Source organism: Streptomyces sp. NPDC001544 (genome assembly GCF_042894285.1).
In the GTDB taxonomy this organism is placed as follows: Bacteria; Actinomycetota; Actinomycetes; order Streptomycetales; family Streptomycetaceae; genus Streptomyces.
In genome coordinates, this window is record NZ_JBIAVN010000002.1 from 683,225 (window position 1) to 694,801 (window position 11,577).

At 72.9% G+C, this 11,577-nt stretch carries 9 protein-coding genes and 1 pseudogene; 7 read left to right on the forward strand and 3 right to left on the reverse strand.

Annotated elements, in window-relative coordinates:
* Nucleotides 1-69 precede the first annotated feature (69 nt).
* Nucleotides 70-1,095, reverse strand: coding sequence for a 6-phosphofructokinase (locus ACFY0F_RS08495; RefSeq protein ID WP_388790820.1), 1,026 nt, complete (start codon nucleotides 1,093-1,095; stop codon nucleotides 70-72).
* Between the two features lie 207 nt (nucleotides 1,096-1,302).
* Between ACFY0F_RS08495 and ACFY0F_RS08500 the strand changes: the two genes are divergently transcribed.
* Together ACFY0F_RS08500 and ACFY0F_RS08505 are read left to right on the forward strand one after the other, a co-directional pair.
* Complete coding sequence (locus ACFY0F_RS08500) at nucleotides 1,303-2,139, forward strand: CBS domain-containing protein (RefSeq protein WP_388790822.1); 837 nt, start codon at nucleotides 1,303-1,305, stop codon at nucleotides 2,137-2,139.
* A 221-nt stretch (nucleotides 2,140-2,360) separates the two neighbouring features.
* On the forward strand, nucleotides 2,361-3,428 hold the full coding sequence (locus ACFY0F_RS08505) for a zinc-dependent alcohol dehydrogenase family protein (protein ID WP_388790824.1): 1,068 nt from the start codon (nucleotides 2,361-2,363) through the stop codon (nucleotides 3,426-3,428).
* A gap of 27 nt (nucleotides 3,429-3,455) precedes the next feature.
* Here the strand turns inward: ACFY0F_RS08505 and ACFY0F_RS08510 are convergent, their stop codons facing one another.
* Complete coding sequence (locus ACFY0F_RS08510) at nucleotides 3,456-4,991, reverse strand: AAA family ATPase (protein WP_388790826.1); 1,536 nt, start codon at nucleotides 4,989-4,991, stop codon at nucleotides 3,456-3,458.
* A 208-nt stretch (nucleotides 4,992-5,199) separates the two neighbouring features.
* On the opposite strand from ACFY0F_RS08510, the gene ACFY0F_RS08515 reads away from it, so the two are divergent.
* The 3 genes from ACFY0F_RS08515 to ACFY0F_RS08525 all read left to right on the forward strand — a co-directional run bounded on the left by ACFY0F_RS08515 (nucleotide 5,200) and on the right by ACFY0F_RS08525 (nucleotide 8,915).
* On the forward strand, nucleotides 5,200-5,487 hold the full coding sequence (locus tag ACFY0F_RS08515; RefSeq protein ID WP_388790828.1) for a DUF1876 domain-containing protein: 288 nt from the start codon (nucleotides 5,200-5,202) through the stop codon (nucleotides 5,485-5,487).
* A 148-nt stretch (nucleotides 5,488-5,635) separates the two neighbouring features.
* Complete coding sequence (locus ACFY0F_RS08520) at nucleotides 5,636-6,511, forward strand: universal stress protein (protein ID WP_388790830.1); 876 nt, start codon at nucleotides 5,636-5,638, stop codon at nucleotides 6,509-6,511.
* Between the two features lie 4 nt (nucleotides 6,512-6,515).
* The gene (locus ACFY0F_RS08525) at nucleotides 6,516-8,915 is read left to right on the forward strand and encodes a glycoside hydrolase family 65 protein (RefSeq protein ID WP_388790832.1); all 2,400 of its coding nucleotides are present in this window, start codon (nucleotides 6,516-6,518) and stop codon (nucleotides 8,913-8,915) included.
* Between the two features lie 53 nt (nucleotides 8,916-8,968).
* Here the strand turns inward: ACFY0F_RS08525 and ACFY0F_RS08530 are convergent, their stop codons facing one another.
* Nucleotides 8,969-9,724 (reverse strand): dienelactone hydrolase family protein, encoded by a 756-nt coding sequence (locus ACFY0F_RS08530; RefSeq protein WP_388790834.1) that lies wholly within the window; start codon nucleotides 9,722-9,724, stop codon nucleotides 8,969-8,971.
* A 187-nt stretch (nucleotides 9,725-9,911) separates the two neighbouring features.
* Between ACFY0F_RS08530 and ACFY0F_RS08535 the strand changes: the two genes are divergently transcribed.
* Nucleotides 9,912-10,877 (forward strand): D-2-hydroxyacid dehydrogenase family protein, encoded by a 966-nt coding sequence (locus tag ACFY0F_RS08535; RefSeq protein ID WP_388790836.1) that lies wholly within the window; start codon nucleotides 9,912-9,914, stop codon nucleotides 10,875-10,877.
* Nucleotides 10,878-10,925: 48 nt separating this feature from the next.
* Nucleotides 10,926-11,528: pseudogene (locus ACFY0F_RS08540) on the forward strand (beta-galactosidase trimerization domain-containing protein); the annotation flags it as partial.
* Nucleotides 11,529-11,577: the final 49 nt, after the last annotated feature.

Sequence of the window (11,577 nt, forward strand, 5' to 3'; positions counted from 1 at the left end):
CGCCGATCTCCGGCGGGGGCCGCGACCGTGACACCGTGGACGTCAATGCCTCGCGCGTCACTGAAGCGGTCAGCCGAAGAACACCTCGAACTCGTCGTACAGCGACAGATCCACCTTCTTGGTCCGGCCCGTGATCTCGGCGAGGGGCACCCGGACCACGCGGGTACCGGTCAGCGCCACCATCCGGCCGAAGTCGCCGTCCCTGACGGCGTCGATGGCGTGCAGCCCGAAGCGCGTGGCCAGCCACCGGTCGAAGGCGCTGGGAGTTCCGCCGCGCTGGACATGACCGAGGACCGTGGTGCGGGCGTCCGTGCCCGTGCGCCGTGAGATCTCGCGGGCCAGCCACTCGCCGACGCCGGACAGGCGGACATGACCGAACTCGTCCACCGTCCGGTCCCTCAGGACCATCTGCCCGTCCTTGGGGACGGCCCCTTCGGCCACCACGACGATCGGCGCGTAGTTGATCCTGAATCGGCTCTGCACCCACGCACAGACCTGATCGACGTCGAACGGCCGTTCAGGGATGAGGATCGCGTTCGCGCCGCCTGCGACGCCCGCCTGCAGGGCGATCCATCCCGAGTGCCGCCCCATCACCTCCACCACGAGTGTGCGCATGTGCGATTCGGCCGTGGTGTGCAGACGGTCTATCGCCTCGGTCGCGATGCCCACGGCCGTGTCGAACCCGAAGGTGTAATCGGTGCCGTACACGTCGTTGTCGATGGTCTTCGGCACACCGACCAGATCGACCCCCTGCCGGCTCAGCTCGGCGGCCACACCGAGCGTGTCCTCGCCGCCGATCACGACGAGCGCGTCCACGCCGTGCGCGGCGAGGGTGTCCCGTACCCGGCGCGGGCCGTCCTCGTGCTTGAAGGGGTTGGTGCGGGAGGAGCCGAGAATGGTGCCGCCGCGCGGGAGGATTCCCCGCACACTGGAGATGTCCAGCGGGACGACGTTGCCGCCGAGCGCACCGCGCCAGCCGTCCCGGAGCCCGACGAAGTCGAAGGCGTACTCCTGGACGCCCTTGCGGACGACGCTGCGGATCACCGCGTTCAGACCGGGACAGTCGCCGCCGCCGGTCAGCACTCCGACCTTCATGGCTTCCTCCCTCGCACCGGCCACGCCACGGCGTCACGCCCTTGCGGCGATCTCCCTCCAGCCTCCTCCCGCGGACCGGCGGTGACCACTCCACGGGCGGTACGTCGTCGCTGCCGGACAGTGATCGCACCGCTGGGCCGCTTGGGCGGGGCCGGGACGCGCGGAAGAATGGGACCGTAGGCGATGCGGCGGAACCCGGAGGCCGCAGTGAACGAGCACGAGAACCTCACCTCTCACGCCGAGGCCCGGCGGGACCTGCCCTCCCGCCCCCGGGGCTCCGGGGAGAGCGCACGGCAGGACACGCTTGTCCGCCACCTGGGCGCCGTGGCCGTGGCCGCGGCCGCACACGCCGGCACCCAGTGGGCCCCGGCGGGCGGGACGCCGCGGCCGGAGCCCACGCCCGGAACCGGCCTGCCGCTGGTGCGCGACGTGATGGACGTGCCCGCCGCCTCCCTCCGCGACGACCTGCCGTACCGGGACATCGCCCGTCTGCTGGCCCGCGAGCAGGTCGGCGCCGTCCCGGTCGTGGACACCGAGGACCACGTGGTCGGTGTCGTCTCGGAGAACGACCTGCTGGCGAAGGTCGCCTTCCAGGCCTCCGGCCACCGGCCCGGACCCATCGGCACGCTGCGCGAGCGGCGGCTGCACGGCAAGGCCCGTGGTGAGACCGCGGCCGACCTGATGACGAGCCCGGCCATCACGGTGCTGCCCGGTGCCACCGTCGCCGAGGCCGCCTGGCTCGCCGCGCTGTCCCGGCTGAAGCGGATCCCGGTCACCGACCGTGAGGGCCGGCTGGTCGGCGTCGTACGCCGGGAAGCCCTGCTGCAGGCGCTCATCAGGGACGACGCCGGGATACGGGCCGAGGTCGAGGCCAGGATCGAAGCCTGCTGCCCGCCGGGGGAACGGGGCAGTGTGGAGGTGGCCGTGCACGACGGCGTGGTGGAGCTGACCGGGCGGATGTCCCCGGCGACGACGGCCCGGCTGGTGGCGGAGATCGACGGCATCGCCGACGTCGTCGAGGTGAAGAACCTGCTCACCGCCTGACCTCGCGCCGCGCGCCCGGTCGACCCCCGTCCCGGGCGGAGCACCCACCGACGGGCGCCCTCCGGTCGCGCACGAGGGCCGGACGGCCCAAGCGCGGTCCTCCGACACCGCACAAGCTGGATGTGCGGGGCATTTCCGGCACCGTGTCGGAGTCCGGCCCGCGACCCTCGTCGTACGCGCCGGAACCCGGTCCCGCGGCAGAGCGAAGGGTGAGGAGCGCGATGAAAGGCTTCGTCTTCCACGGCCCCGGACACGCCTCCTGGGAGGACGTCCCGGACCCGGCCGTCAAGGAGCCCACCGACGCGATCGTGAAGGTCGGCGCCGTCACCATCTGCGGCACCGACCTGCACATCCTCAAGGGCGACGTCCCCGAGGTACGCCCCGGAACGGTGCTCGGCCACGAGGCCGTCGGCGAGATCGTCGAGGTCGGCAGCGACGTGCGCACCGTACGCCCCGGGGACCGGGTGCTCATCTCCTGCATCAGCTCCTGCGGCCGGTGCCGCTTCTGCCGGGAGCGCAGCTACGGCCAGTGCCGCGGCGGCGGGGGCTGGATCCTCGGCCACCTGATCGACGGCACCCAGGCCGAGTACGTCCGCGTCCCCTACACCGACCTGTCCGTCCACCCGCTGCCGGGCGCGGTCCGCGACGAGGACGCCGTCCTGCTCGCGGACATCTTCCCGACCTCCTACGAGGTGGGCGTCCTCAACGGGCGGGTACGCCCGGGAGACACCGTCGCGGTCGTCGGCGCCGGTCCCATCGGGCTGGCGGCGATCGCCACGGCGCGTCTGTTCACCCCGGAGCGGATCATCGCCGTGGACCTCGCCCCGGCCCGGCTGGAGGCCGCCCGGCGGCTCGGCGCCGACGCCGTGGCCGATGTCCGCGAGACACCGGGCCAACTGGTCGCCGACCTGACCGAAGGGCTCGGAGCGGACGTGGTCATCGAGGCGGTCGGTGTACCGGAGAGCTTCGAACTGTGCACCCGCATGGTCCGCCCGGGCGGACACGTGGCCAACATCGGTGTGCACGGCAGGCCCGCCACGCTCCACCTCGAAGACCTGTGGATCAAGAACGTCACCATCACGACGGGACTGGTGGACACGTACTCCACCCCCACACTGCTGCGGATGGCGACCGCCGGACGGCTGCCCACCGGACAACTGGTCACCCACACCTTCCCGCTGGATCACATGGAGGAGGCGTACGACGTCTTCTCCCAGGCCGCCGAGACCGGTGCGCTCAAGGTGGTCCTCGGCGGCGCCTCCCACGCCGAAGTCGTCCCGGCGGCCTGATGAGAGGGCGCGCCCGGCACGGGCGGCTCAGCCCGGCCCGCTGTCCGGGCGGCGGAAGACCGGCGCCTGGCCGGTGCCCCGCGGGCGTACGGCCGCCAGCGCGCGGGTGACCGCGGACTCCAGCGGGCCGCTGGTGTCGACCGGGACGGCCTCGGGCCAGGGCGGTTCCGTGGCCGCCATCGCGGCGGCGATGCCGGGACCGGCGTCGGACACCCCGGGGCCGCGCGTGTCCAGGCGGGCCGCCGACACGTCGCCCGGTACGTGGCAGTGCAGGGCCAGCAGGTCGGCGCCGGTGCGCTCGGCCACCCGCAGTGCCGCCGCGCGCCGGCTCGCGTCGGACCAGGTGGCGTCCAGGACGACGGACTCCCCGCAGGACAGCAGGGCGGCCGCCCGCTCGAGCAGGGCGGCGTAAGTCCTGTCCGTCCACTCGGGCGTGTACAGGCCCTCGCCGTAGCCGGCCGCCGCGGACTGTTCGGCGGGGATGCCCGCCAGCTCCTTGCGGAGACGGTCGCTGCTGAGCAGGGTGACCCCGAGCCGGTCGGCCAGCGCTCCGGAGAGGGTGGACTTCCCGCTGCCCGGCAGTCCGCCGACCAGCGTCAGGGTGACGGCCGAGGTGCGCAGGTGACGCAACGCCGTCGAGACCAGCCGTCGTGACGCGGCCTCCGCGCCCGGCGTGCCCTGGTGTGCCTGGATCAGGGAGACCTTGGCGCGGACGAACGCGCGGTAGGCGACGTAGTGATGCCACAGCGAAGGGGGTGCGGGGTCGCCGGAGTACTCGCCGTACCGGGCGAGGAAGTACGCCGAGGCGTCCGGGGCGCCGAGTCGTTCCAGGTCCATGGCGAGGAAGGCGGCGTCGTCGAGGCCGTCGACGTAGCGCAGGCGGTCGTCGAACTCCAGGCAGTCCAGGATGCGGGGGCCGTCGTCGAGGCAGAAGACGTCCTCGGCCAGCAGGTCGCCGTGGCCGTCCACCACCCGGCCCTGCTCGATACGGGCGTCGAACAGCCGCTCACGGCCGACGAGATAGCGGCGCGCCAGCCGCTCGATCTCCGCGAGCCCGTCGGGCACCGAGCCGTCCTCCCCCAGCGCCCGGACCTGGGCGAAGCTCGCCTCCCAGCGCGATGCCAGCGCGTCCCTCGTGCCCTGTTCGTCCACGTCGCGACCGCGGGGCGCCTCCGCGTGCCATGCGGCGAGCCGCCGGGCGACGGCCCGGAGCACGTCGTCGACGGCGACCCCGTCCCGTACCAGCCGGGACAGGCGGCGGTCCGCCGGCATGCGGCGCATCACCACGAGCGGTTCGGCGTCTGCCCCTTCTTTCGCTTCGGGGCCGCGGAACTCGCCCAGGCCCAGGTAGACGTCGGGGGCGAAACGGCGGTTGAGAGCGACCTCGCGCTCACACGCGGCCCGGCGGGCCGCCACCGTGGTGTAGTCCAGGAACCCCAGGTCCACCGGCTTCTTGACCTTGTGGACGCGGTCGCCGGCGAAGAACAGGATCGCGGTGTGGGTCTCGCACACCGCTGCGCGCGGTGGCGGCCGGCGCTCCTGCCCCATGACGACTGGTTGCATGGCGGTGGCCTCCGTCTCGTAAGAAGCTGGAAACGACGGTGGAGGAGTCCGGTGGCGCGGATGGTCCGGACGTCGCGTGCGTGCCGCGTGTGGTGTGCTCTCATTCGAGGAGTACCCCCATCCCCTCCGCGGCGCATGTGCGGCGTACTCGTGGTCGATGTCCGGTGGCGCATCGAGAGCACAGCCGGCCAGACAGAGGAGAGAAGCGATGTCGCACACGGCTGAGTGGAAGGTTCGCCTCCACCTCTTCGAGGACGACGACGGAACGACGAAGGCCCACGCGGTGCTGGACACCGGCACCTCGGCACTCACCGGACGCGGATCCGCGCACTGTCACCCCGCGGACGCGAACGTTCCGGAGATCGGTGACGAACTCGCGGCGGGCCGGGCCATGGTGGACCTCGCGCACCAGTTGCTGAACGCGGCCGAGCGCGACATGGAGGGCACGGGCGCGCCCCGGCCGGGTCCCCGTCAGGCCGCCGGATGGCCCTTGTGATCATCCGGGTGGCGCCGGGGCCGTCCGGGCCGGCGTCCGCGCCACCGGGTCGTGCTTCGCCGTCCCGTGTGTCGCGGTGGTTCGTCTGCGGTGCGACCGTGTTCACAGGGGGCCGTTCGGCAACCGGATGCGCAAGGTGGTGGCAGCGATGGAACTCCCGCTGGTCGTGGGCGTCGACGGATCGGACTCCAGTCTGCGGGCGGTCGACTGGGCGGCGGACGAAGCGGCACGGCACGGACTGCCCCTGCGCCTGGTGCACGCCTCCCTGTGGGAGCGTTACGAGGGAGCCCTGCCGTCCTTCGGCACCGACCGCCCGGCCGAGGAGGTCATGGCCGAGCACATCGTCGCCTCCTGCACGGAACGCGTCGGACTCCGCGATCCCGAGGTGAAGGCGTCGGGCGAGGTACTGCCCGAGGACGCCGTGACCGCGTTGCTGAGAGCGGCACCCGAGTCGTTCGCCCTGGTCACCGGTTCGCGTGGGCGGGGCAGGATCGCCGGGCTGCTCCTGGGGTCGGTCAGCCTCGCGGTCGCGGCCCGCGCCGTGTGCCCGGTCGTCGTGGTGCGTGGAGCGGAGCCCAATGTGCGGGGAACCCTCGGCCGGATCGTGGTCGGCGTCGGCGAGCCGGCCGGGGGTGCGGGCGCCGTGCGCTTCGCCGTCCGCGAGGCCGAGGCGCGGGGCTGCGCCCTGGCGGCCGTGCGGGCCTGGCGCATTCCCGCCCAGGAGCCCCTGAACCACATGCTGATCGCCGACGCCGCCGCACGGTCGCGCGAGGAGCAGGCCTCCGCCGGCCTCGACGACGCGCTGCGAGAGGCCGTGACGGAGCACCCCGGGGTCGTTGTCCACCGTCACCCGGCGGAGGGCCCCGCCCATCGCGTCCTGCTGGAGGCATCCGCCGACGCCGACCTCGTGGTCGTCGGCGCGCGGCGACGCCAAGGTGACTTCGGGCTGCAACTGGGCAGGGTCGCCCACACCCTGCTGCACCACGCGCAGTGCCCGGTCGCCGTCGTCCCCCAGCAGGTCTGAGGGGATGACGGAGTGGACATGGCGGTGGACGGGCTACGACCCCGCCGCCGAGCGGCTGCGTGAATCGCTGTGCACGCTCGGCAACGGCTACTTCGCCACACGGGGCGCGGTACCGGAGAGCCGGGCGAGCCTGGTGCACTGCCCGGGCACCTACGTGGCCGGGTGCTACAACCGCCTGGAGTCGACCGTGGCGGGGCGGCAGGTGGTGAACGAGGACCTGGTCAACCTCCCGAACTGGCTGCTGTTCCGTTTCCGGCTGCGCCGCACCGGGGGAGCGTGGGGCCAGTGGTTCTCCCCGGACAGACATCTCCTTCTCGACCACCGGCACACCCTCGACCTGCGGCGGGGCACACTCACCCGCACCTTCCGCCACCGGGACGACGAGGCGGGCGTACTCCGGGTCGAACAGACCCGCCTGGTGCACATGGGGGACCCGCACCTGGCCGCGCTGCGGACGGTGTTCACGGCCGAGGACTGGTCGGGAGAGATCGAGATCGAGTCCTGCCTCGACGCAGAGGTGATCAACGGCAACGTGCACCGCTACCGTGCCCTCGACCGCCGCCATCTGAACCGTGTGCGCACGGCGGCGCGGGAACCCCACACCGTCTGGCTGAAGTGCCGGACCAGCGCCTCGGACATCGGTGTCGCCCTGGCCGCCCGGACGGTCGTGGCCGGTGCCACCGCGGCCGCGTCGGAGCTTCGCCCCGCCCGCCGTCGCGCCGTCCACCGTCTGGTGGTCCCGGTCGCCTCCGGCCGGCCCGTCGCCGTGGAGAAGACCGTGGCGCTGCACACCTCACGCGACACGGCGATCAGCGACCCGCTCGCCGAAGCGGTCGACCGGGTGTCCGCGGCGGCGGACTTCCCCGCCCTGCTGGAGTCGCACGTCGCGGCCTGGGAGCGGTTGTGGCGGCGCGCGGACGTCCAGGTACCCGGCCAGGCCGGCCGCGTCCTGCGCCTCCACCTCTTCCACGTCCTGCAGACGTTGTCCCCGCACACCGCGGACCTGGACGTGGGTGTCCCGGCCAGGGGGCTGCACGGCGAGGCGTACCGCGGTCATGTCTTCTGGGACGAGCTGTTCGTCCTGCCGTATCTCAACCTGCGCTTCCCCGAGGTCTCCCGGGCGCTGCTGAACTACCGCCACCGCCGCCTCCCGCGGGCCTGCCGGGCCGCCGCCGAGGCCGGTCGGGCCGGGGCGATGTACCCGTGGCAGAGCGGCAGTGACGGCCGTGAGGAGACCCCGGAATGGCATCTCAACCCGCACTCGGGGCGCTGGCTGCCCGACCGGTCCCGGCTGCAGCACCACGTGGGTTCGGCGGTCGCCTACAACGTGTGGCAGTACTGCGAGGCCACCGGCGACACCGAGTTCCTGCACACCAAGGGCGCCGAGACGCTGCTGCAGATCGCCCGCTTCTGGGCGGACCTCGCGGTCCTCGACCCCGCCACGGACCGCTACCGTGTCCGGGGCGTCGTCGGCCCCGACGAGTACCACGACGGCTACCCGGGGGCCGCCCGGCCGGGACTGGACGACAACGCGTACACCAACGTCATGGCCGCCTGGGTCCTCGCCCGTGCTCTGGACCTCGTACGGCGTCTTCCCGTGTGGCGCCGGGAGGAGCTGTTCGACCGGTTGCGGCTGGACGGCGGCGAACTCCAGAAGTGGGACGGGGTCTCCAGACGGCTGCGGGTGCCCTTCCACCGGGGTGTCATCAGCCAGTTCGAAGGCTACGACGACCTCGTCGAGCTCGACTGGGAGGCGTACCGGGCCCGCTACGGCGGCATCCGGCGACTGGACCGGATCCTCGAGGCCGAGGGTGACACGGTCAACCGCTACAAGGCGTCCAAACAGGCCGACGTCCTCATGCTCGGCTACCTGTTCTCACCCGGGGAGCTGCGGAGCCTGTTCCGGCGTCTCGGATACGGCCTGGACGACGAGATCTGGCACGGAACCGTCGACTACTACCTGCGGCGCACCAGCCACGGCTCCACGCTCAGCGGACTCGTCCACGGCCTCGTCCTCGCCAGGGCCAGACGAACCGAGGCATGGCAGTACGTGCGCGAGGCCCTGGAGGCGGACATCGCCGACATCCAGGGCGGCACGACCGGTGAGGGCATCCATCTCGGAGCCATGGCCGGGACCCTCGACCTCGTCCAGCGCGGCCTCACAGGACTTCAGGCCCGCGAGGACGCGCTGTGGCTGGACCCGGTCCCCCTCCCGGCGCTCTCCGAGTACGGCTTCTCGCTGCGCTACCGCGGTCACTGGGGAGTCGGCGTCCGGCGCCGGAGCGGACAGCTGGAGATCGGTGTGCCCGACTCGGAGGAGTCACCGATCCGCGTGGTACTGGCCGACCGGGCCGTCACCGTCGCGCCCGGAGAAACCCGCACGCTCGAGCTGCCGGAGCGCTGATCCGCGCGGAAGGGTGTGTCCGGCACCGCGTGCGTCCCTGTCGGGACGGTGAGTCAGAGGGTGCGGCGGAACAGGTCCAGCAGCACAGTCCAGTGGAGTTCGGCGGCCTCGGCGTCGAAGCGGTCGGTGTCGGCCATGGTGTAGCCGTGTGCGGCACCGGCGTAGACGTCGCTGTGGTGCCGGACGCCCGCCTCGGTGAGGGCCTTGTCGAGGCGTTCGATCTGCTCGGACGGCATCGAGGGGTCCTGGTCGGCGTGGCCGAAGTACACCTCCGCGGTGATCCGGTCGGCGAGCAGGTGGGGGCTGTCGGGGGCGTCGGTGGCCAGGCCTGCGCCGTGGAAGCCGGCCGCGGCGGCCACCCGCTCCGGGTGGGTGCCCGCGGTGAGCAGGGCCAGGCGGGCGCCCAAGCAGTAGCCGGACACGCCGACCGGTCCGTCGGCGGCCTCGGGACGCGCGGCCAGCCAGTCGAGATAGGCGGCGGCGTCGCGAGCCACCACATCCCCGGTCAGCGCACCCGCGACCGGGACGATCTGCTCGAACAGGGCCGGCCGGTCGGCATCGCTGATGAACTCGGGCAGGGCGAACACCGGCGCCCGCCCGTGCCGGTGGAAGACATTGGGGACCAGCACCGTGTAGCCCGCTCCGGCGAGCCGGTCGGCCATGGCCCTGAGCTGCGGGCGCAGACCGAAGGCGTCCATGTAGAGCAGTACGGCGGGGTGGGCGGCGCCGTCGTCCGGGTACGCGAAGTAGGCGTCGGCGGAGCCGTCCTGGGTGGGGACGTCGACGGGTGTGCCACGTGCGGCGGTCATGCGCATCTCTCTTTCCGGTGTGCTGGTTCGGTGGCTTGAGCCGATGTGGACGCTCGGTCCGGTGACGGCGTCGAAGGCGTGGAGAATCGTTCCACCGATGGTGCTCGGTCGGATGGTACGACCTACGGGAAAGCACTGCGTAAAGAGCGACCGTGAACGGTCTGTGTGCTCCCGGCAGAATGATCGTATGACCCTCAACTGCGCAGTGCTGGACGACTACCAGGGCGTCGCCCCGACCCTGGCGGACTGGAACGCCCTCGCCGACAAGGTCGAGGTGCGCACGCTCCGCGAACACATCACCGACCGGGACAAGCTCGTGGCCGAACTCGCCGACTGCGAGATCATCGTGGCCATGCGGGAGCGCACCCCCTTCGACGCCGACCTCCTGCGCCGCCTGCCCCGGCTGCGTCTGCTGGTGACCACCGGCATGCGCAACGCCTCCATCGACCTCGCCGCGGCGGCCGCGCAGGGCGTGACCGTCTGCGGGACGGCGAGCAGTTCCACCCCGCCCGTCGAACTGACCTGGGCGCTGCTCCTCGGTCTCGCACGGCACGTCACCACCGAGAACCGGGCCCTGCGCGGGGGCGGCCCCTGGCAGTCCACCGTGGGCCAGGACCTCGAAGGCCGGACCCTGGGGCTGCTCGGACTCGGCAAGATCGGCTCCCGGGTGGCCCGCGTCGCCACCGCCTTCGGCATGGAGGTCCTCGCCTGGAGCGAGAACCTCACCGCCGAACGCGCGGCCGACGCCGGCGCCCGACTCGCCTCCGGCAAGGAGGATCTGCTCCGCCGCAGCGACTTCGTGTCCGTCCACCTCGTCCTGTCCGACCGCACCCGCGGCCTGCTCGGCGAGCCGGAGCTGCGCGCCATGCGCCCGCACGCCTTCCTGGTCAACACCTCCCGCGCCCCCATCGTCGACCGAGCGGCACTCGTGCGCGCTCTGCGGGAGGGCTGGATCGCCGGGGCGGGGCTCGACGTCTTCGAGACGGAGCCGCTCCCCGCCGACGACCCCCTGCGGTCCCTGACGAACGTGCTCGCCACCCCGCATCTCGGTTACGTCACCGAACGGAACTACCGCACCTTCTACACACAAGCCGTGGAAGACATCACGGCCTTCCTCGCCGGCACCCCGGTCCGGCTGCTGACGGGCGGCTGAGCGGCCCGTTCAGTCGCCGGCGAGCGGAAGCGGGGGAAGAATTCGGCCCACCTGGTCCTCGGCCCGCGCACCGGCTACGCCGACCACGAGGCGCGGGCCCGGCGCGGGCCGGCGCCCGGACGCCTCACCGAGGCCGCGGGCGTCGGCTACGAGGAGTTCGGCGACCTGCGGTGCGAGGTCCCGGTCCGCGCCGTGGCCGACGGGCCGCTGCGGCTGCCCGAGGACGCGACCGCGACCCGGTGGGTGGACGGCCTCACCGTGACCGACGCCGACGTACTGGCCGAGTACCGCCATCCCCACTTCGGCCGCTGGCCCGCGGTCACCACCCGCCGCCACGGAGCGGGCCGGGTGACCTGCGTCGGCACGGTACCGGGCCGCGGCCTCGCCCGGGCGCTGGCCGCCTGGCTGGCCCCGTCGGGGGTCAGCGGCTGGCGGAACCTGCCACCGACGGTCACCGCGACGACCGGCACCTCACCCGGGGGACACCGCGTCCATGTGATCCACAACTGGAGTTGGGAGCCGGCCCGCGTCATGACCCCGGTGGACCTGTCCGACGTCCTGGACGGCAGCCGCACCGCCGCGGGCACCGCACTGGAGCTCGGCGCCTGGGACGTACGGGTGTTCGTCACCGCGCACGAGCCGCCCGCCTAGGTCGAGCACCGCCGGGGCCCCGACGGCGTGGCATCCGCGGCGGTGTGCC